20 protein-coding genes are annotated in these 21,939 nt (G+C 40.9%); 6 read left to right on the forward strand and 14 right to left on the reverse strand.

Going from position 1 to position 21,939, the window contains the following annotated elements:
• The 4 genes from cydB to cydC are packed head-to-tail and all read left to right on the forward strand — an operon-like array spanning window position 1 to window position 4,829.
• On the forward strand, window positions 1-1,140 hold the full coding sequence (gene cydB / locus PMAN_RS09480) for a cytochrome d ubiquinol oxidase subunit II (protein WP_010557172.1): 1,140 nt from the start codon (window positions 1-3) through the stop codon (window positions 1,138-1,140).
• A gap of 12 nt (window positions 1,141-1,152) precedes the next feature.
• Window positions 1,153-1,317, forward strand: coding sequence for a cytochrome bd-I oxidase subunit CydX (cydX, locus tag PMAN_RS09485; RefSeq protein WP_006793620.1), 165 nt, complete (start codon window positions 1,153-1,155; stop codon window positions 1,315-1,317).
• Window positions 1,307-3,094, forward strand: coding sequence for a thiol reductant ABC exporter subunit CydD (gene cydD, locus PMAN_RS09490; RefSeq protein WP_010557173.1), 1,788 nt, complete (start codon window positions 1,307-1,309; stop codon window positions 3,092-3,094). The genes cydX and cydD overlap by 11 nt, the downstream gene beginning before the upstream one ends.
• The gene (gene cydC / locus PMAN_RS09495) at window positions 3,087-4,829 is read left to right on the forward strand and encodes a thiol reductant ABC exporter subunit CydC (RefSeq protein WP_010557174.1); all 1,743 of its coding nucleotides are present in this window, start codon (window positions 3,087-3,089) and stop codon (window positions 4,827-4,829) included. Before cydD ends, cydC begins: the two co-directional genes overlap by 8 nt.
• Here the strand turns inward: cydC and PMAN_RS09500 are convergent.
• The 14 genes from PMAN_RS09500 to rpsB all read right to left on the reverse strand — a co-directional run bounded on the left by PMAN_RS09500 (window position 4,812) and on the right by rpsB (window position 18,191).
• Entirely contained in the window at window positions 4,812-5,204 is a 393-nt protein-coding gene (locus PMAN_RS09500) for a septal ring lytic transglycosylase RlpA family protein (protein WP_006793623.1), read from the reverse strand. The two genes, cydC and PMAN_RS09500, sit on opposite strands and share 18 nt — an antisense overlap.
• Window positions 5,205-5,342: 138 nt before the next feature.
• Window positions 5,343-6,113, reverse strand: a complete 771-nt coding sequence (gene lpxA, locus PMAN_RS09505; protein WP_008126674.1) for an acyl-ACP--UDP-N-acetylglucosamine O-acyltransferase — start codon at window positions 6,111-6,113, stop codon at window positions 5,343-5,345.
• A 2-nt stretch (window positions 6,114-6,115) separates the two neighbouring features.
• Window positions 6,116-6,568, reverse strand: coding sequence for a 3-hydroxyacyl-ACP dehydratase FabZ (gene fabZ / locus PMAN_RS09510; protein WP_006793625.1), 453 nt, complete (start codon window positions 6,566-6,568; stop codon window positions 6,116-6,118).
• 27 nt (window positions 6,569-6,595) lie between these two features.
• The gene (gene lpxD / locus PMAN_RS09515; RefSeq protein WP_010557175.1) at window positions 6,596-7,618 is read right to left on the reverse strand and encodes a UDP-3-O-(3-hydroxymyristoyl)glucosamine N-acyltransferase; all 1,023 of its coding nucleotides are present in this window, start codon (window positions 7,616-7,618) and stop codon (window positions 6,596-6,598) included.
• A 7-nt stretch (window positions 7,619-7,625) separates the two neighbouring features.
• Complete coding sequence (locus PMAN_RS09520) at window positions 7,626-8,144, reverse strand: OmpH/Skp family outer membrane protein (RefSeq protein WP_006793627.1); 519 nt, start codon at window positions 8,142-8,144, stop codon at window positions 7,626-7,628.
• Between the two features lie 11 nt (window positions 8,145-8,155).
• A complete protein-coding gene (gene bamA, locus PMAN_RS09525) occupies window positions 8,156-10,627 on the reverse strand; it encodes an outer membrane protein assembly factor BamA (protein ID WP_010557176.1) in 2,472 nt (823 codons plus the stop codon).
• A 96-nt stretch (window positions 10,628-10,723) separates the two neighbouring features.
• Window positions 10,724-12,076 carry a sigma E protease regulator RseP gene (gene rseP, locus PMAN_RS09530; protein WP_010557177.1) on the reverse strand — a complete coding sequence of 451 codons (1,353 nt, stop codon included), beginning with the start codon at window positions 12,074-12,076 and terminating at the stop codon, window positions 10,724-10,726.
• A gap of 1 nt (window position 12,077) precedes the next feature.
• Entirely contained in the window at window positions 12,078-13,283 is a 1,206-nt protein-coding gene (ispC, locus tag PMAN_RS09535; protein ID WP_033035365.1) for a 1-deoxy-D-xylulose-5-phosphate reductoisomerase, read from the reverse strand.
• Window positions 13,280-14,146, reverse strand: a complete 867-nt coding sequence (locus PMAN_RS09540; protein ID WP_006793631.1) for a phosphatidate cytidylyltransferase — start codon at window positions 14,144-14,146, stop codon at window positions 13,280-13,282. The genes ispC and PMAN_RS09540 overlap by 4 nt, the downstream gene beginning before the upstream one ends.
• 20 nt (window positions 14,147-14,166) lie before the next feature.
• Window positions 14,167-14,946 carry an isoprenyl transferase gene (locus PMAN_RS09545; protein ID WP_008126663.1) on the reverse strand — a complete coding sequence of 260 codons (780 nt, stop codon included), beginning with the start codon at window positions 14,944-14,946 and terminating at the stop codon, window positions 14,167-14,169.
• Between the two features lie 81 nt (window positions 14,947-15,027).
• Window positions 15,028-15,549 carry a ribosome recycling factor gene (gene frr, locus PMAN_RS09550; protein WP_282447153.1) on the reverse strand — a complete coding sequence of 174 codons (522 nt, stop codon included), beginning with the start codon at window positions 15,547-15,549 and terminating at the stop codon, window positions 15,028-15,030.
• Window positions 15,550-15,598: 49 nt separating this feature from the next.
• Window positions 15,599-16,348: a UMP kinase gene (pyrH, locus tag PMAN_RS09555; RefSeq protein ID WP_006793634.1), complete on the reverse strand. Its 750-nt coding sequence runs from the start codon at window positions 16,346-16,348 to the stop codon at window positions 15,599-15,601.
• Between the two features lie 158 nt (window positions 16,349-16,506).
• Window positions 16,507-17,358 (reverse strand): translation elongation factor Ts, encoded by an 852-nt coding sequence (gene tsf, locus PMAN_RS09560; protein WP_006793635.1) that lies wholly within the window; start codon window positions 17,356-17,358, stop codon window positions 16,507-16,509.
• Between the two features lie 104 nt (window positions 17,359-17,462).
• A complete protein-coding gene (gene rpsB / locus PMAN_RS09565; protein WP_006793636.1) occupies window positions 17,463-18,191 on the reverse strand; it encodes a 30S ribosomal protein S2 in 729 nt (242 codons plus the stop codon).
• Window positions 18,192-18,463: 272 nt separating this feature from the next.
• On the opposite strand from rpsB, the gene map reads away from it, so the two are divergent.
• A complete protein-coding gene (gene map, locus PMAN_RS09570; RefSeq protein WP_006793637.1) occupies window positions 18,464-19,249 on the forward strand; it encodes a type I methionyl aminopeptidase in 786 nt (261 codons plus the stop codon).
• A 62-nt stretch (window positions 19,250-19,311) separates the two neighbouring features.
• Complete coding sequence (gene glnD / locus PMAN_RS09575; RefSeq protein WP_010557179.1) at window positions 19,312-21,930, forward strand: [protein-PII] uridylyltransferase; 2,619 nt, start codon at window positions 19,312-19,314, stop codon at window positions 21,928-21,930.
• Window positions 21,931-21,939: the final 9 nt, after the last annotated feature.

The following is a 21,939-nucleotide window of genomic DNA, read 5'->3' on the forward strand; positions in this document are numbered from 1 at the left end:
ATGATTTTTGATTATGAAACATTAAAAATGTTGTGGTGGTTGATCATTGGTGTCCTTTTAATCGGCTTTGCAATTACCGATGGTATGGATATGGGGGTTGCTATGCTCCTTCGCCTAGTTGGTAAAACAGATTTAGAACGACGCACTGTAATTAATACAATTGGCGCACACTGGGATGGTAACCAAGTTTGGTTTATCACCGCAGGCGGAGCATTATTTGCGGCTTGGCCAATGGTGTATGCAGCCGCTTTTTCGGGGTTTTACTTTGCCATGATGCTGGTGCTATTTGCACTCTTTTTTAGACCTCTTGGTTTTGATTACCGCTCTAAAATTGATTCTAAGCGCTGGCGTAATAACTGGGATTGGGGATTATTTGCAGGTAGCGCAATTCCGGCTTTAGTATTTGGTGTAGCATTTGGTAACTTGTTTTTAGGTGTACCATTCAATATTGATAATTTATTACGTGTAAGTTATCAAGGTTCGTTTTTTGGCTTGTTAAACCCGTTTGCACTTCTCGCTGGTTTAATTAGTATAGCTATGCTTATTGCACATGCAGGTATGTGGTTACAACTTCGCACAGCAGATGCGGTTGCAGAACGCTCTGGCCAATACGGACGTTATGCATTGATTGCATTTATTGTTTTATTTGCCGCGGCCGGAGTTTGGGTGGCTAATTTAAGCGGCTACCAAATTGTGTCTATGGGCGATACTCAAGGCCATGCTGATCCGCTCGCTAAAGTAGTTACCACAGCAAAAGGCGCTTGGCTAAATAATTACACTGAGCGCGCATGGACAGTAACCTTCCCTGTTCTAGCGTTTGCTATGGCATTGAGTGCATTAGTATTTTCAAAGCTCAATAAACCAGCGTTAGGGCTTATTTCGACTGCACTTATGTTAGTAGGTGTCATTATGACGGCGGGCGTTTCATTATTCCCATTTATTATGCCATCAATTAACAACCCAAATATTAGCTTAACAATTTGGGATGCCGTTTCGAGCCATAAAACGCTTAACATTATGCTTGTAGCCGTGGCCATTTTTGTACCATTAATTTTAGCCTACACCACGTGGTGTTATGTAAAAATGTGGCGCAGAGTAACCGTAGAAGAAATTGAAACTAACACTCACGGCAGCTACTAAGGAGACTGAACTATGTGGTATTTTGCTTGGATTTTAGGTGTACTTTTAGCCTGTACCTTAGGGGTAATAAATGTAATGTGGTACGAATTTCATCAAAATAAAAACAGCATTGCTGATGATGAACAACCGATGCATGATTTATTGAACGAGGCTAACTCGACCAACAATGACGACTAACCCCCGACCAAATCGCGCGCAGCAACAAACACTGCGCGCTTTTTTAAAAACACAAAGTAAACCCGCCTCATTATGGTTAAAGCTCAGTATTGCACTGGGTACTTTTAACGCTATTTTAATGATTGCTGGGGCATATTTACTCGCTCAGGCTATTCATAACGTAATGTTTGAAGGTAGTAGCTTAAGTGAAGTCACTCACTTGCTGTGGCCATTAGCAGGTATTGTTTTGCTTCGCGCTATTTTTTTAGCGCTAAGTGAAAGGCTAAGTGCTTTTGCTGCCCTTAAAATAAAATCGGCTATGCGCCAAACACTGTTAACTAAATTAAGCTTGCTTGGCCCTAGTTATATTGAGCAACACGGTCAAGGTGCAACTTTAAATACATTGCACAATGGTGTAGAAGAACTTCATGACTATTACGCAAAGTACCTGCCTGGTGTTGCTTACAGTGCTCTTATTCCACTAGCAATCTTGGTTGTTATTTTTCCGACCGATTACAAAGCGGGATTAATATTTTTATTAACAGCTCCGCTTATCCCTTTTTTTATGATTTTAGTTGGATCAAAAGCAGAAGCGTTAAATCAAAAGCGTTGGCAACAACTTGCTGTTCTTGGTAATTACTTTTTTGACAGAGTACAGGGATTAACCCAGCTAAAACTATTTAATGCAACGCAAACCGAATTAAAACAAATAGCTAAAATTTCTGATGACTTTAGGCATACCACGCTAGGCGTGTTAAAAATTGCGTTTTTATCATCTTTTGCCTTAGAGTTTTTAGCTACAATCAGTGTGGCTTTAGTGGCTGTAATTATTGGTTTTAGGCTTTTTTTTGGCACACTTGATTTTTCTACTGGCTTTGTTGTGCTGCTTTTAGCTCCCGAGTTTTATTTACCGCTTCGTCAATTAGGAAGCCATTATCATGCTCGCTTGCAAGGTATCAGCGCCGCTGCTGACATGGTGACTATTTTAAATGCCCCCTTACCCAATCAAGATACTGAACTAGTTAACAATACAACCGAATACACCACGTCTGATACTATTGATTCAATAAACATCAAAAACTTAACCTACATTTACCCTGACAGTAACGAAGGCATACACAATGTCACCTTAAGCCTACCAAAAAAAGGCTTGGTTGCAGTTGTGGGTAACAGTGGCTCAGGGAAAAGTACTTTATTTGATTGCCTGCTGGGTTTTCACCCCCAAGTAATACCTTGTATTTATATTAACGGATTGCCATTAGCAACAAACGATATTACCCAACTACAGAATCAAGTTGCGTGGATACCACAAAATCCAACACTATTTTTCGATAGCATTGGCGCTAATATAAAATTAGCTAAACCAGACGCATCACAGCAAGAGCTAGAGCAAGCAGCGCAACAAGCAGGCGCCCTTGAGTTTATAAATACCCTACCCTCTGGGTTTGATACGTTAATAGGAGAGCAAGGTGAAGGACTCTCTGGAGGGCAAAAGCAACGTATTGCACTTGCTCGGGCATTTTTAAAAAACGCCCCTATATTAATGCTTGATGAGCCAACAGCCCACCTTGATAGCCAAACAGAGCAACACATTCAACACGCCATTAATATGTACGCTAAGAACAATTTAGTACTGGTAATCGCACACAGATTAAATACTGTAAAACACGCCGACAATATTATTGTAATGGACCAGGGTAAGGTCACTGAGCAAGGTAGCTTTGAAAAACTAAGCACTCAACATAGCGTGTTTTATAATTTGCTAAATGCCGCTAAGCAAGTAGGTTCCGATGAATAACTTTATTAGATTGATAAAGCTCTGCCGCCCTCATTATAAAGCCATGCTACTGGGTACGCTGTTAGCAACAATTACGGTGCTTGCGAACGTTGGCTTACTGGCTATTTCAGGCTGGTTTTTAGCATCTATGGCAGCTGCAGGCATTGCTGGCGTGCAAATAAACTATTTTACACCCGCTGGCACAATACGTTTTTTAGCCATTGTAAGAACGGCTTCTCGTTATGCTGAGCGCTTAGTTACTCATAATGCGACTTTTTTATTGTTGAGTGAAATTCGCGTAAATATGTTTGCAACACTCAGTAAGCTCAACAATGTTGATTTAGCCATGAGCCGCAGCGCTGATTTACTGAATCGACTACAGAACGATGTTGACGCACTCGATAAATTTTATTTGAACGTGTTAATGCCTATGATGGTTGCTTTGTTAAGCGTGCCAATCATTTTGCTTTTCATGTCTGCTTATAATGCAAATGTAGCACTCATTTGCTTTATGGGAATTTTATTAATTGGCGTTGTCATACCTGCGCTTTTAAGTGCTTCACTTACAAAAAATAGTCACAAAGAAACACACCTTAGTGCACTGTTACGGGCCGAATTATCAGATACCTTAACAGGCCTCAGAGAGCTTAGTATTTATCAAGCCCGTACTGAGCAGTTAAATAAATGCGATAGATTAAACGAGCAGTACAACCAACAATTATTTGTTCGTCATAAGGCGTTAGCAAATGCAGATGGACTGACTCTATTAATAGTACAAATGGCCATGTTAGCTAGCATAGTGACGATAGCCCCATTGGTTTATACTAATTCCATGGTTAACGTAGAACTTGCCATGTTAACGCTTTTTGTATTAGCAAGCTTTGAAAGCGTATTACTACTGCCCAATGCATTTATAGAGCTGCCTAATGTACTAAAAGCCGCAGAGCGGTTATTTACCCTCCAAGATAAAGCATCTGATCAGAGCAATAATTGTAGCGCTTTAATTGATACTCAGTTTGATAAAAATAATATTGCGCTAACGCTTAATAACATTAGCTATAAATACGATGAGCATAACGCATTAAATAATGTCAGTTTTATGCTTAAATCGCGGCAAAAAGTAGCCATTGTAGGTCGAAGCGGGAGCGGTAAAACCACCTTAGTTAATTTGCTAACCGGTTTATGGCCACTTCAGCAAGGTAGTATTACATTGGGTGACCATAATAACGCGCAAGACCTTCACTCACTTAGCAGTGACAGCCGAGCAAACGTTATAAATATATTAGCGCAGCAACATCATATTTTTGATGGTACATTAAGTGAAAACTTGCGTTATGCAAAGCCAAGCGCTACAAAAGAAGAAATGCTTGAAGCCATTAACCTTGCACAGCTAGAGCCTTGGTTTAATGAGCTACAAGAGGGTTTAAAAACACGTTTAGGGACAGGCGGCAGAAGCGTATCCCAAGGACAATCAAGGCGTATAGCGATTGCGCAGGCTTTATTACAAAACCCAGCTATTTTAGTACTTGATGAACCCACTGAAGGGCTAGATAACCAATCTAAGCAAACCGTAATGAACGCCATTATGCACGTAATGAGTGACGCAAGCGTACTTACAATTACCCACGACCCTGCTCTTCTAGCGCAAATGGATAACATTATTTGGCTAGAAAATGGCAAACTTGTAGCGCAAGGTAGCCACAAAGAGCTTAGCGAAAAACATCAGGAATATGTGTCGCTAACCACCCGTTTTTAATACGCTGATTGAGACATCAATAACGCCGACTTTAGGGTCGGCTATTTTTTTAAACATACCTAACGATAAATCAATAACACGCCCTCTAACGTACGGGCCCCTATCATTTATTCTTACGATTACCGATTTATTGTTAGCTAAGTTAGTTACCTTGACCTTAGTACCAAAATCAAACTCTAAATGTGCAGCAGTGGCTGCGTTTTGGTTAAAGGTTTCGCCATTTGCCGTTGTGCGGCCATGGTATTTATTAGCGTAATAAGAAGCTTTCCCTAACTGAGTACGCTCACCATTAGCTGTGGTAACGACAGGTTGGCTACTACACGCAGCCAAGATAGACAAAAAACTGAGGGGTAAAATTAACTTCGTAAGAGACATAGCTGTGCTTTAAATATAGTAAATTTGCGCAAAGGTTAACCTTGCCTCGCTGAGTGCATACTGAATTAAAATATTTTAAAGGCAATAAAAAACCACCGTCGATTTCTCTAAGGTGGTTTATTTAAAAACAAAAAGTGCTTATCTTACGATCCCGCGCTCAGAGCTTTTAACAAAATCTATCATAGTTTGTACTGCAGGGTATTTAGCCGCATCTTCACTTAGTGATTCAATTGCTTCATCAACACCTAAACTCTTACGATAAAACGCTTTATACGCTCGGCGAACGGCCATTATTTCATCGCTTTCAAAGCCTCGGCGTTTCATGCCTTCTTTATTGATTGCAGCAGGACCTGCTGGCATACCAATCGTGGTCACAAATGGTGGAACATCTTTGTTAACGCCAGAGTACATGCCAATAAACGCATGTGCCCCTATTTTACAAAACTGATGAACCCCTGAATTACCACCTAAAATAACCCAATCAGCAACATGAACATGGCCTGCAACACTGGCATTATTGGCAAAAATTACGTTATCGCCTATCACTGCGTCATGTGCCACGTGGGTATAAGCCATAAATAAGTTATTGCTACCAATTTTTGTTACGCCTTGGTCTTGAATGGTACCACGGTGAATGGTTGCACACTCACGGATAACATTGTTGTCACCAATAATTAATGTAGTGGGTTCGTTGTTGTATTTTTTGTCTTGGCAAGCCTCACCGACAGACGCAAATTGAAAAATATGATTTCCAGAACCAATGGTAGACGGTCCTTTAACAACAACGTGAGATTCAATAATACAGTTATCACCGATAACAACATCATTGCCTATATAACTATATGGACCAACTGAGACATTGTTGCCTAGTTTAGCGCCAGGTTCGATTATTGCTGTAGAATGGATCACTATTAAAACTCTCTTCTCGCACACATAATTTCGGCACTACATACTACTTTGCCGTCAACTTTAGCTTCAGCAGCAAACTTCCATATATTGCGGCGCTCTTTTAAAAACTCTACATGCAAATGCAATGTATCACCAGGCACAACCGGTTGCTTAAAACGAGCGTTGTCTACTGCTGCAAATAAGTAAAGCTCGTCTTCGCTGCGATTTTCAACTGTTTTAAAACCAAGCAGACCTGTAGCTTGTGCCATAGCTTCTAATATTAGCACACCAGGGAAAATAGGCTGGTTTGGAAAATGGCCAGTAAAAATAGGCTCGTTTATAGATACATTTTTAATGGCATGCAATGTCTTACCCGGAGTAAAATCAATAACACGATCAATTAAAAGCATCGGGTAACGGTGTGGTAATAAAGCTAAGATTTCTTGAATATCAAGGCTATTTAATTCGTTTGCCAAAATAGCATCCTTTTATGTGTTCAACGTTTATGACTTAGCCAGTGCTTCAAGCGCTTTCAAACGAGACTTCATGTCTGATAGATTACGCAAGTGAGCAATTGATTTACGCCATTCTTTGTTAGTTGTATGGGGCATACCTGATGAATAAATACCGGGCTCGGTGATTGATTTTGTCACCATGCTCATACCCGTAATTATAACACCATCACATACTGACATGTGACCATTAATTGCAGTCATACCACCAATTTGGCAGTTTTTACCTATGGTAACACTACCTGCAAGAACAGAGCAGCCAGCAATTGCTGTGCCCGAGTTAACTTCAACGTTGTGTGCTATTTGACATTGATTATCAATAATCACATTGCTATGAATAATCGTATTATCAAGTGCCCCCCGGTCAATTGTAGTACTGGCGCCTATTTCTACTTTATCGCCTATGATCACAGAGCCTAGCTGAGGAATTTTAAGCCACTGCCCACGCTCATTTGCATAACCGAACCCATCGCTACCAACAACACTATTTGCCTGGAACAAACAATCCGATCCAATTTCAACGTCATGGTAAATAGTCACACTAGGCCAAAGCTTTGTCCCAGCACCTATTTTAACACGTTCTCCGATAAAACTGTTCGGACCAATTTGCGCGTTATCACCAACAACTGCACCAGCCTCTATAACTGCATTAGCGCCTATAGCAGCACTTTTGCTTATATTTGCACTAGGGTGAATTGTTGCACTTGGGTGAATCCCCGAAGAGGCTGAACGCGGTGTTGTATCCATAAATTGCGCAAGCTTTGCGTAACTGACATAAGGATTTGAAACAATCACTTTATTGCCATTAAAATGCGCGGCATCTGCTTGGTTAACGATAACAGCACTGGCTTGAGTAGCTTCAAGTTGAACACGATATTTTGAGTTCGCTAAAAATGCAATATGCCCAGTACGGGCATTTGCAAGTGTCGCTATTTTTGTTATTTCTAAAGCGCCATCACCCTGAAGTTCGGCGCCTAGAAGTTCCGCAATTTGCGAAAGCGTATAATTTTGCATAGAGTGATTATTTCTTGCTAACAGCTGTTACTACTTTAGATGAAAGGTCTGTTACTTCTTTAGGGTTGAAGTAAATTGTAGTGTCTTTTACTTTAACTTCATCAAAGTCACCGTCTTTAGCAATCTCTTCAATTGTTTTAATAATTAAGCCCTGAACTTTTGCAAGCTCTTGGTTTTGGCGAGCTTTGATTTCTTGCTCTAAAGGACGACCTACTTCAGCAAGGTTTTTTTGCATACCTTGAATTTTATCACGTAGTGCATCTTTTTGAGCTTGGCTCATCGTTGTGCTCTCACGCTTAAACTTCTCAGCTTCAAAGCGAATATCACCTTGTAACTTTTCAAGTTCTTGGCGACGCTCAGCAAATTCGCTTTGTAGTGACTGCTCAATTTTAGCCATTTGAGGAATTTGCTTGTAGATTTCTTGCATATCTACAACACCTACTTTGTGCGCAAGAGCGCTAGCAGAAGTACCCATCATTAACGTTGCTAAAACAGCCACTGCCGTTGATTTAAATAATTTAGTCATAAAAAACTCCTTTAGAAAGTGTTACTAATATTAAAACTGATGGTCTTCGTATCGTCATCTTCTTCTTTTTGCAATGGATACGCAAAACTAATCAGCATTGGACCCATTGGAGAGATCCACTGTAATGATAAACCGGTCGATACTCTAAAACGCATAGGATCTGAATAATCATCCAGCTTATTGCGTTGATCTACGAGTAAGTTTTGATAACGGTCTACGCTAAACTCTGTGTCCCATACGTTTGCAGCATCAACAAAAAAGCTGGTACGCACTGAACTTGTGTTTTCTTCATCTAAAAACGGCGTAGGAACGATTAACTCCATACCCGCCACCGCTTTGGCGTTACCACCAATTCGACCTTGTGGTATTAACTGGTCAAACTCCGACGCACTATTGATAGGACCTGAGGTAGAACCATCTGGGTTTAGTGTTCCAGGAATCGTCGTTGCAATACGTGACACAGCTTGTGGCAATATTGTATTACGGTCAAAGCCACGTAGTTCCATTTCCGTAATACGGAAGAACTCTTGGAATGGAAGCGTTTGATCGTATCCATTTGTTGACCCATAACCATTACCATAACCGAGCGCCGCACGAGCCGAGAAAACCCAGCGATGGTCGTTAGATATTGGCCAATAAAAGCGTGAATCGTAATTAAGCTTGAAGTAAGTTAAATCTGAGTTCGGTGTAGTCCCCGTTAAATTTAACGTTTGGCGTGAACCCGCTGTCGGGAATAAACCACGGTTAACCGTTATACGTGACCAACCAACACTTAATTCATATTTGGTAAAGTCAAAGCCTGCATCAGGGTTTTCAGGGTCAAAAAATGTCTCACGTAATACACGCGTTTGCTCGTACTCGGCAATATCTGACAGCTCTTCTTTTATCCAACGAACACCAAAATTAACCCGGTTGATTGCATCAATCGGAAAACCAATATTTGTACCTAAACCATAACTTTTTGATTTGTAATCTACAAGACTAAACTTACTTGCGTCGTAGTTTCGGTAAAAAATACTGCTGCCTTGTGAAACACCATCTGGTGTAAAATAAGGGTCGGTATACGATAAACTGACACTTTCAGAGCCAGTAGAAGTATTTAAATTTAAACCAATTTGGTTGCCTGTTCCTAAGAAGTTAGATTCAGTCACACCAATATTAAACTGTAGACCTAGGTATGAACCATAAGCAAGGCCAGCATTAAAGCTACCGGCAGATTGTTCTTTTACTGTGAAATCTACGTCAACTTGGTCGTCTACACCTGGCACAGGGACTACGTTAAAATCAACAGTTTCCATATAAGGTAAACGTTGAATTTGTAGCTTTGAACGCTCAAGGTTCTGGTTTGATAACCATGCACCTTCTAGCTGCGTCATTTCGCGGCGCAATACTTCGTCAGCGGTGTTTTGGTTACCACCAACAATTATACGACGAACATAAACACGCTTACCTGGGTTAACAGATAAAGTTAACTGAACTTCTTGCTTTTCGTCATCAATTTCAGGAATTGTGCGCACTTCAGCATTTGCATAACCAAAACGTGCTAAATAACTTTTAATAAACTCTTCTGAAGAGGTTACAACAGAACCATTGTAAAGCTCACCAGCTCTGAGTGGGATAACACTTTTAATTAAATCTTCACGACCGAGTAAGTCACCAATAAAATCAAAGCCTTTAACCTTGTATTTAACGCCTTCGGTAAGGTTGGCCGTAACATATACAGATTCACGCTCTGGGCTTACCGATACCTGCGTCGAATCAATATTAAAACGTAAGTAACCACGGTCTAAATAAAAGCTGCGGATTTTTTCTAAATCACCTTCAATGGTTTGTTTTTGGTAGCGATCGCTACCCATAAATTGCCACCAAGGTAAATCTTGCTGAGACTCAGCAAGTTTTAATAATTCTTCGTTAGAAAAAAGCTCGTTACCCACTAAGTTAATTTGGCGGATAGACGCGGCATCACCTTCATCAAACTCCAATTTAAGTTTTACGCGGTTACGTGGCAATTTAGTAACGCTGATATCAACCGTTGCATTGTATTTACCAATACTATGGAAAAACTCTACTAAGCCTTTTTCAATATTATCAATTACGGTTTTATCTAATGGTTCGCCTTGGCGAATATCTTGTTGATCAAGCGACTCGTTAAGTTGCTCATCTTTGATATCTTTATTGCCTTCAAACTCAATGAAGCTAATTGTTGGGCGCTCTGTTACTTTAAAAATAACGTTGTTGCCATCACGTAATGCTTTGATGTTGTCGAAGTGACCAGAACGATAAAGTGACTTTATTGTTTTTGAAATTGTGTAGTCATCTACATTATCGCCTACGTTAATAGGAATATGAGTCAATGCAGCACCAAGTGCTACGCGTTGTAAGCCTTCAACTTTCAAGTCTTCAACAATAAAGGAAGTTTGGCCTAGGGCGGCAAAGCTTGCACCCAATAAACTTGAAACTGCCAAATGTTTTTTTATAGCCATTTTATTATCTTTATCCTTTACAACTGTATTACCGCTTAACACCTAAAATACGGGTGCGTTACAATCGTGTTCTAATTAGTAAATGTTGCGCTGTAATTACAAACGCGATACATCATTGAACAAAGCGAAACATGTTAGAAAAATGAGTAGCAACGCTCCCACTTTAAAACCAAATTCTTGCGTCTTTTCAGAGACCGGCTTTTTACGAAAAAGTTCAATTATGTAATACATTAAGTGTCCACCATCAAGCACTGGCAGAGGTAATAAATTAAATACGCCCAAGTTAACGCTTATCAGGGCTAAAAAGCTTAAAAAAGCAACTAAACCATAGCTTACGCTAGTCCCCGCTCCCACTGCAATACCAACAGGACCACTTAAGTTTTTAACCGAAACCTGACCCGTAATTAAATTACCAATCATGTCAAAGCTCAGCGTAATCAACCGCCAAGTTTCTTTTGTACCACGAACAATACTATCAAGTGGTCCAAAACTTCGCGATTGTACATACCCCTCTGGCCATTGCTGAACAACAGGTGCTACACCTAAAAAACCTTGTTCTATACCATTGTTGCCAACACGCCCTTGTGGGGTCACTGTTATGCTTTTTATACTATCTTGTCTTTTTACACTAAATTGTAAAGATTTGTTAGCCGATTGCGTAATTACATTAACTAATTGCGGCCAATTGCTTATAGTTTCACCGTTTACAGCCAAAATAGTATCGTTAACTTGCAAATTTGCTTGTTCCGCTGCTGAATTTTTAGTCACCGCTGCAACCGTTAATGTTGCTTGTGGCCTAAAGGGGACAATACCCAAAGAGGTTAGTGGAGGAACATCTTGTTGGTCGAGCTTCCAACCATCAATATTGAGCGTTTTGACTCGTGTTTGTAAGTTTTCATCGCGAACTGTAATCTCTACGCGCTCTTCACCTAATCGCGACATAAAAGCAAACGTCGCGTCTTGCCACGTGGTTATATTATCATCACCAATTTTAATAATGTGTTGGCTTGGCATAAGCCCGGCTTGCTCTGCTCGGCTTCCTTCAGTAATGCTGCCTACGACTGGTTTTACCGATTGCACACCCACCATGTACATCACCGCTAACGCAAAAATAGCAAACAAAAAATTTGCCATAGGCCCAGCTGCAACAATAGCAATACGTGCTTGTACTGACTTTGAGTTAAACGATAAATGTCGCTGATTTGCTGGAACATCGTCCACACGCTCATCAAGCATTTTGACATATCCACCTAGTGGAATAGCTGCTATGACATATTCTGTATTGTATTTATCGTGCCATTTAATTAAGGGCTTACCAAAACCAATAGAAAAGCGTAGCACCTTAACACCCGCCTTTCGTGCTACCCAAAAATGGCCATACTCATGCACAGTAACTAAAATACCTAATGCCAAAATAAATGAGCCAAGATTCCAAATAAAATCAAACATACTAATGAGCCACTTTATTTATAAACTGAGTTGCACTGAGACGTGCAAGCTCATCGCATTGTAATATTTCATCTAAACTCTGTACGTTGGTGAATTGAGCCGACTCTAAGGTTTGTGCATTAATTTTATAAATATCTGTAAAACCAATTTTACCTTTTAAAAATGCAGCAACAGCTATCTCATTTGCAGCATTAACGGTCGTTGTTGCCCCCTGCCCCGCCGAACATGCATCAATAGCAAGTTGCAAATTAGGGTAACGGGTAAAGTCAGGTTTAGTGAACGAAAAATCACAAATATCAGAAAAATTAAGCGGTTTAACACCTGCGTCAATTCGTTTTGGGAACGCTAATGCATGAGCAATAGGCGTACGCATATCAGGATTACCCATTTGCGCTAAAATTGAGCCATCATGATACTGAACCATCGAGTGAATAATACTTTGAGGATGAATAACAACGTCAATATCATCGCTATTACAGTTAAATAGCCACTTGGCTTCAATAAACTCAAGGCCTTTGTTCATCATAGTTGCGGAGTCTACTGAGATTTTTTGACCCATAGACCAATTAGGATGAGCTACCGCTTCACTAACGGTGACATCTTTTAAGGTACGTATATCACGCGTTAGAAATGGACCGCCTGAACCGGTAAGTAAGATTTTACTGACACCATTATCTTGCAGATTTTTATCGCTTTGAGCATTTTGTAGTGAGTGAGGTAGACACTGAAAAATAGCGTTATGTTCGCTGTCGATTGGCAGTAAAGTTGCTTTGTGCTTTTTAACTTTATCAATGAACAATTGGCCCGACATAACCAGCGATTCTTTATTCGCAAGCAACACTTTTTTACCTGCTTCAACCGCACTGAGTGTAGGTAACAAGCCTGCGGATCCAACAATGGCAGACATAACTATATCTACATCAGGGTGCGCACATAAATCACTCATTGCCTGTTGTGAATGCATAATCAGAGTTTGGCACGCTGTACCCTTTAAATGCAATGACAGTTCTTCTGCTGCACTTTGTGTTGCCATGACAGCATAAAGGGGTGAATGGTTAATACAAAGCTCAGCCATTTTTTTTGCATTTTGACCCGCTGTTAAAGCAAATACATCAAACAAATCACTGTTTTTTGCTACAACATCAAGTGTACTTAAACCAATTGACCCCGTAGCACCTAAAATAACTAGCTGCTGCTTATGACTCATAAACTTAAAGTCCATGCATAACACATTACAAACATAGGCGCGGCTGCTGTTAAGCTGTCAATGCGATCTAAAATACCGCCATGCCCAGGTAAGCATTTGCCACTGTCTTTAAGGCCTGCTTCACGTTTAAACATACTTTCAAGTAAATCGCCAATTGCCGAAAATAGCGCTATAAATGCCGTCATAATGGCGTAAATCGGCCATACGGCTAAATCCACGTCGGTAAAATGACAAAACGCCATAACAAATAATACTGATGCAACAATACCACCGGCAAGGCCTTCAATTGTTTTATTTGGACTTACTTTTGGCATAAGTTTGTGTTTACCAAAACTTTTACCTGTAAAATACGCACCAATATCAGCGCTCCATACAATACCTAATACAACCAAAATCAGCATAGAGCCAAAGTGAGTAGATTCAAGGTATTGCGCACTACGAAGAGTATTGAGCGCAAGCCATAGCGGCACTAAAGTCAGAAGCCCTGCAATGCCACGCATTACTAGCCCTTCATTCCACGCTTTTGCCATTGCTGGATAACGCCATACTAAGTAACTAGCAACAATCCACCATGCAAACGCCAAAGTAAATAAATAATTAGCATCGCCCACTAGCTGACCATTTTGCCAAAGCGACTCTATCGGCCAGTGTAAATTAAGCACAGCAAGTAAAGCTGCAACAAGCACAACAAAGGCGCCTCTTTTTATTTTGTCACATAGCCCCATAAAAGCTGACCACTCCCAAGCGCCCATTAAAACGATGGCGGCGGCAAAGTAACTAAATAACGTCAATGGTGTATAAAAAACCAAGGCGAGCGCTGCGGGTGCTAACACTAGCGAGGTTAAAATGCGTTGTTTTAACAAAATTGTGACCCTTAATCTATTTAGGTTTGAGCGAGTAATTGTTTTATTTGTTCGCCCGTACAACCAAATCGTCGCTCTCTAGCAACGTAACACGCAATGGCCTCAGCAAATGCTGCTTCATTAAAATCAGGCCAAAGTGTTTCGGTAAAGTAAAGTTCTGCGTAAGCTGCTTGCCATAGTAAAAAGTTACTAATGCGAACATCGCCCCCCGTTCGAATAAGTAAATCGGGTTCAGGTTGATCGGCCATGCTCATATGCTGCGCAATACGCTCTTCAGTAATATCTTGTGCGTCTATGTCACCGCTTGCAACTTGCATTGCGAGTTGTTTAGCCGCGTTTGCCATATCCCAACGGCCACCATAATTGGCAGCCACATTTAAACACAACCCTGTGTTATTTTCTGTCAGTTGCTGCGCACTATGTACTTTGTTTTGCAACCCTTCAGAAAACCGAGATAGGTCTCCAATGATGGTTAGTTTTACATTGTTTTTGTGAAGCTTTTTAACCTCTTTTGTTAATACAAACAAAAAAAGCTCCATTAACGTATTTACTTCGTCTTCAGGGCGGCGCCAGTTTTCACTGCTAAATGCAAATAAGGTTAACGATTGTACGCCTAATTTAGTACAAAACTGAACAGATTGACGAACAGCGTCCACGCCTTTTTTGTGCCCATACACACGAGGCCTATTTCTAGCTTGCGCCCAACGCCCGTTCCCGTCCATGATGATAGCAACATGCTTAGGTAAACATTGTTGTGAAATTGTATCAGCGTTTAAAGCCATAAATATCGAGTATTCCATAAAAAAACGCCGCCTAGTATAACCCAGACGGCGTTTCAAAACTAATATATTTGTATACACTAGCTCAGCTTATTTAGCTGTTTAGATTTCCATCAACTCAGCTTCTTTCGCTGTTAATTGAGTGTCCATTTCTTTGATAAATTTATCTGTTAACTTTTGGATTGCATCTTCGCCTTGGCGCGCTTCGTCCTCAGAGATATCTTTATCTTTTAATAGTGCTTTAATATCACCATTAGCATCACGGCGAATATTACGAACAGCAACACGGCCGCCTTCAACTTCGCCACGTACAATTTTAATTAAATCTTTACGGCGCTCTTCTGTAAGTGGAGGAAGTGGCACACGAATAACTGTACCAGCCGACATAGGGTTTAAACCTAAGTCAGACGCCATAATCGCTTTTTCAACGGCTTGCGCTAATGACTTGTCAAAAACACCAATGGCAAGCGTACGTGAATCTTCAATTGTTACATTTGCAACTTGATTTAACGGTGTAGGAGCACCGTAGTAAGACACCATAATGCCATCTAAAATTGCAGGGTGAGCACGGCCAGTACGAATTTTAGAAAGTTGGCTACCTAGTGCTGTTACACTCTTTTGCATGCGCGCTTGCGCATCTTTTTGAATATCGTTAATCACGGTTCAATCCTAATTATTTGATTACTTCATCTGAGGCTTGTGAAGAGATAAGTGTTCCTTCTTCTTCACCCATAATTACGCGTTTTAACGCGCCTGATTTATTCATGTTAAATACGCTTAATGGCATATTGTGATCGCGGGCTAAAGTAAATGCCGCTAAATCCATAACTTTTAATTCTTTATCAATAATTTCATTGTAGCTTAAGTGACGGTAAAGTGTCGCTTCTGGGTTTTTCACAGGATCGTCACTGAACACGCCATCAACCTTTGTTGCTTTAATAACTGTATCAGCTTCAATCTCAATACCACGTAGACACGCAGCAGAATCTGTAGTGAAAAACGGGTTACCCGTACCCGCTGCAAAAATAACAACGCGGCCAGTTTTTAATAAGCTTATTGCTTCAGCCCAGTTGTATGCATCACATACACCATTAAGTGGAATAGCAGACATTAATCGACAGTTTACAAAAGCACGATGCAGCGCATCACGCATTGCAAGGCCATTCATTACCGTTGCAAGCATACCCATGTGATCGCCTACTACACGGTTCATACCCGCTTCAGCTAATGACCCACCGCGTAAAAAATTACCGCCGCCAATAACTAAACCCACTTCTACGTCGAGCTCTACTAACTCTTTAATTTCTTGTGCCATACGGTCTAAAACTTTAGGGTCGATGCCGAAGCCTTCGTCTCCCATTAAAGCTTCACCACTTAATTTGAGAAGAACACGTCTAAAAATAGGTTTGCGATTGATAGTCATAGTTTTGGGGCCAACTTTTATTGAATTATGGATAAAAAATAACCGCGCTTATGTTAAACATAAAAGCGCGGTTATTTTAAAGAATTTCTAAGCGTGAAGCAAAAGCAAATAGTACTTTAATTGCATCTAATTTCCTTGTCCTTCACAGTTAGTCAATCTTACTCACCTTTAGCAGCAGCAATTTGAGCAGCAACTTCAGCAGCAAAATCTTCTTCTTTTTTCTCGATACCTTCACCAACTTCTACACGTACGAAGCCAGTAACTGTTGCGTTTTTCTCTTTAAGAACATCGCCAACAGATTTTTTAGGTTCCATGATGAATGCTTGACCAGTAAGAGAAACCTCACCAGTAAACTTCTTCATGCGACCAACAACCATTTTTTCAGCGATTTCAGCAGGCTTGCCTTCGTTCATCGCGATATCGATTTGAACTTGCTTCTCTTTTTCTACAACATCTGCAGGAACATCAGCAGGTGTTAAGTACTCAGGGCTTGAAGCAGCAACGTGCATTGCAACGTGCTTAAGTGTTTCTTCGTCAGCAACACCAGCAACAACAACACCAATACGCTCACCGTGACGGTACTCAACTAGGTTTTCACCAGCGATGTACTGTAGACGACGTACGTTGATGTTTTCACCAATTTTAGTTACTAGCTCAACACGGTCTTCTTCAAACTTAGCTTGTAAGTCTTCGATAGAAATTGTTTCAGCGATTGCAGCGTCAGCAACTTTGTTAGCAAATGCTAAGAAGCTTACATCTTTTGCAACGAAGTCTGTTTGACAGTTAACTTCAACAAGTACCGCAACACCTGCATTTTGCTTGATGATGATAGTACCTTCAGCAGCAATGTTACCTGCTTTTTTAGCAGCCTTTGCAGCACCGCTCTTACGCATGTTTTCAATCGCTAACTCGATGTCACCATCAGTCTCAGTTAACGCTTTTTTACAATCCATCATGCCAGCGCCTGTACGCTCGCGTAATTCTTTAACTAGGGCAGTAGTTACAGCCATTAGTAAATCCTCAAATCTGAAATCTGGTTTAGATAAGCGGGTTACCCGCTCTACAAGAATAGCAAGTCTTCATCCAATTAAGATGAAGACTTGATGACAGCTAATTACTCAGCTTCAACGAAATCGTCATTCTCAGCTTGAGCAACGATGTTATTCTCGCGACCTTCAGTGATAGCAGCTGCAACAGCGCTAGTGTAAAGGGTTACAGCACGGATAGCATCATCGTTACCAGGAACGATGAAATCAACGCCGTCTGGATTAGAGTTAGTATCTACGATTGCAACAACTGGAATACCTAGGTTGTTAGCTTCACGGATAGCAATGTGCTCGTGGTCAGCATCGATAACAAAGATCGCGTCTGGAAGACCGCCCATGTTTTTGATACCACCAAGGCTCTTTTCAAGCTTTTCCATTTCGCGGTTAAGCATTAACGTTTCTTTCTTAGTTAATTTCTCGAAAGTACCGTCTTGGCTTTGGATTTCAAGGTCTTTAAGACGCTTGATTGATTGACGTACTGTTTTCCAGTTAGTCAACATGCCACCTAACCAGCGGTGGTTAACGTAAAACTGATCGCTTGCGATAGCAGCTTCTTTAACTGCGTCGCTTGCTGCGCGCTTAGTACCAACGAAAAGAACTTTACCTTTGTTTGCAGCAGCGCCACTTAAAAACTTAAGTGCGTTGTTGAACATTGGTACAGTTTGCTCAAGGTTGATGATATGTACACGGTTACGAGTGCCGAAGATGAAAGGCTTCATCTTAGGGTTCCAGTAACGTGCTTGGTGACCAAAGTGAACACCAGCTTGAAGCATGTCGCGCATTGAAACGTTTGCCATTTTATAGATCCTCTATAGTTGTTTAGGGTTAGGCCTCCACATATCCCATAGCACCAACACCGAAGTATTTAAACTTCTAATGCACCCAAGTGTATGTGACGATACGTGTGTGTGTTAAAATCAAATTGTGTTTGCCTTAAATACAAAAAATCATTTAAGAATTTATTTGTAAAAAGACGGCGCGCTTTATACCATATTAAAATTAAATACTCAACATCGCGTGCAAAAATTATGCAGCGATAAAATGTTAGAAACGCAACTTTGGAGCCTCAATGAGCGCTATTATCAAGACCCCTGAAGAAATAGAGAAAATGCGTGTAGCTGGGCGTTTAGCAGCAGACGTACTTGAAATGATCGGCCCACATGTCGTGCCGGGGATCACCACTGATGAGCTAAATACTATTTGTCATGATTATATTGTTAACGAGCAAAAAGCAGTCCCTGCTCCTTTAAACTATCATGGTTTTCCAAAATCAATTTGCACCTCTGTTAACCATGTAATTTGTCATGGTATTCCCAACGACAAACCGTTAAAAGAAGGTGACAGCGTAAATATCGACATCACTGTTATCAAAGATGGCTACCACGGCGATACATCTAAAATGTTTCACGTAGGTAAACCAAACATTCAAGGTAAGCGTTTGGCTGAAGTAACACAAGAAAGCTTATATCTTGCCATTAAAATGGTAAAGCCGGGTGTACGTTTAGGTGATATTGGCGAAGCAATTCAAAAATACGCCGAGAGCTTCAACTACTCAATAGTACGTGAATATTGCGGCCATGGTATTGGTAGCGAATTTCACGAAGAACCACAGGTTATGCATTACGGTAAAGCCGGTACCGGTGAAACATTAAAAGCGGGTATGTGTTTAACTATTGAGCCAATGGTTAATGCGGGCAAGCGCCAATGTAAACTGCTTAAAGATGAGTGGACGGTTGTAACACGCGACCGCAGTTTGTCTGCACAGTGGGAACACACGTTATTAGTGACTGAAAATGGTGTTGAAATTTTAACGCTACGATCAGATGATACTATCGACAGGATTATCGAACACTAATAAACCTACGCAGTTGATAGTACGTTTATCAATGTGGAAGGTTCAATGAGGAGCCAGCCCACGTGGCATTACCCAACAAAGTAAAAAAGTTGCTTAGCGATGCTGAGCAACTAAGTGACTATCGCGATTGTTCCAGCTATTTTTACAAATGGTTGCATAACGAATTTTCAAAACAACCAGTTGGTAATTTAATTAATGCCCGGGCTGAGTTTATCGACCGCCTGTTGATCAAATTATTTCATGTTTATGATCTATCTCATGAGCCTGATTTAGCGCTGATTGCCGTAGGCGGTTACGGACGTGGTGAGCTTCACCCTTATTCAGATATCGACTTCTTACTGCTTGTAACAGAGCAACCAAGTGAAGCGGTATGTGAAAAAATAGGTCAATTTGTCACTATGCTGTGGGATCTTAACTTAGAGATTGGCCACAGCGTTCGTACTATTGATCAAGCAATAGAGCAAAAACGCGAAGACGTCACCTTTGCCACCAGCTTACTCGAAAGCCGACTAATTTTTGGTAATCATATTGAGTTTGAAAAGCTTAAAAACTTTATACTCGAAACGCCAGTATGGGGCTCTAACGACTTTTTTGAAGCCAAAGTACAAGAGCAAAATCTGCGTCACCGTAAATGTCACGGAACAGCGTACAACTTAGAGCCAAACATAAAAGAAAACCCAGGTGGTCTTCGCGATTTACAAACTATTATTTGGGTAGCCAAAAAGCATTTTAGAGCCGAAACCCTCCAAGAGCTCATAAACCATGGCTACTTAACCCATGAAGAGTTTCAAGAGCTTTCAGAGTGTTTAGAAAACCTATGGAACATTCGCTTTGCCCTGCACTTAGCCGCAGGACGATCAGAAAACCGTTTACTATTTGATCACCAACCCCTTGCTGCAGAAATACTTGGCTTTGGTAGCGATGGTAAAGCGTCGGTTGAACGTATGATGAAGCGCTTATTTCGTATAATGAGCCGTGTACGCGAACTTAATCAGATGCTGCTTTCGTATTTTGAGCAAAGCATTTCGCCACTAAGCAGCGAAGCCGTTGTTGAGGTACTCGACAGAAATTTTGAGCGTGTTGGCCATCAAATTCGTGTTAAAGACCCATCTGTATTTTTTAGGCGCGATCAACTTTTTGTTCTGTTTGAGCACATTGCTGAAAATCCAGAAATTACCCATATTTACCCAAGCACTATACGCACTATTCGCCAAGTACGCCGTCGTTTGTTGGGTGACCTGCAAGATTACGCGGCCTGCCGTGAAGCTTTCTTACGCTTGGTAAAACACCCTAACGGTATGGGCCGCGCATTCACATTAATGCATAAGCACGGCATGCTGGCAGCATACTTACCGCAATGGCGTAATATTTTTGGGCAAATGCAGTTTGATTTATTTCATGCCTACACGGTAGACGAGCACACCCACAAGTTAATCAATAATATTTACCAATACTTTGATAAAACGGGCGTGAGTGAATTTCCAATTTGTAGTGAAATAGTCACCCGAATGGATAAACCCGAGCTTTTATATTTAGCCGGTATTTTTCATGATATTGCGAAAGGCCGTGGTGGCGATCACTCAGAGCTAGGGTCGGTCGATGCTATTGCATTTGCTAAGTTACATGGGTTTTCATCATCCGATGGCAAGCTTATCGCATGGCTTGTTGGTAATCACTTACTTATGTCGGTAACTGCACAAAGAAAAGACATAAACGACCCTACAGTAATCAAAGACTTTGCAACACGTGTAAAAACAGAGCGCCAACTCGATTACCTTTATTGTTTAACTGTGGCAGATATTCGTGCCACTAACGACAACCTATGGAACGATTGGAAAAACACCTTATTGCGCGAACTTTATTTGCACACACAACGTGCATTGCGTTTGGGCCTTGAAAACCCAATGGACCAACGCGACCAAATTCGTGATAAAAAGCACCAAGCAAAACAACGCCTGCTTAATTTAGGGTACCTTGAAGAAAAAATTGACTTAATTTGGAGCCGCTTTAAAGCAAACTACTTTACTGCATTTAGCGAGCAGCAAATATCGTGGCAAACCGAGCATTTAGTAAATAGCACCGATTTAAGTCAACCGAGTGTAATAGTGTCGAATGCGCCTATGCACGGCGGCACGCAAGTGTTTGTTTACAGTCCTTACTCGGGTGCCCTATTCGCCCGTTTAGTAAACATAATTGGTACTAAAAAGGCACAGATCCAACACGCACAAGTACTGACCACCAAAGACGGTTATGTACTGTTTAGCTTTGTTATTCTTGAAGTCAGCGGCGACCCTATCGCAAGTAGCCGCGCGCAATCGATTAAACGCGGCCTTGAGCAAGCACTTAATGACCCGCGTAAAAAAATTCGCTTTAAAAAGAGTCGCTCACAACGTTTTAAAGACTTTAATATCAAACCCAAAATTGTGCTGCGCCCACATGCTAGAAAAGATCGCAGCTTAATTGAAATACAAGCGGTTGATATACCCGGTCTACTAACCAAAATAGCCGAAGTTTTCCAAGCACATTTACTCCATATTCATGCAGCCCGCATAACAACGGTAGGTGAACGTGCAGAGGATTTCTTTGTCGTATCAAATAACGAATACCAAGCCCTGACTGATGAAGAACAAGCAAAAATTCATCAGGCATTACGTAAAAAATTCAACGCCGAAACAGAATAAGAGGACACA

Source organism: Pseudoalteromonas marina (assembly GCF_000238335.3).
GTDB classification, from domain to species: Bacteria; Pseudomonadota; Gammaproteobacteria; order Enterobacterales; family Alteromonadaceae; genus Pseudoalteromonas; species Pseudoalteromonas marina.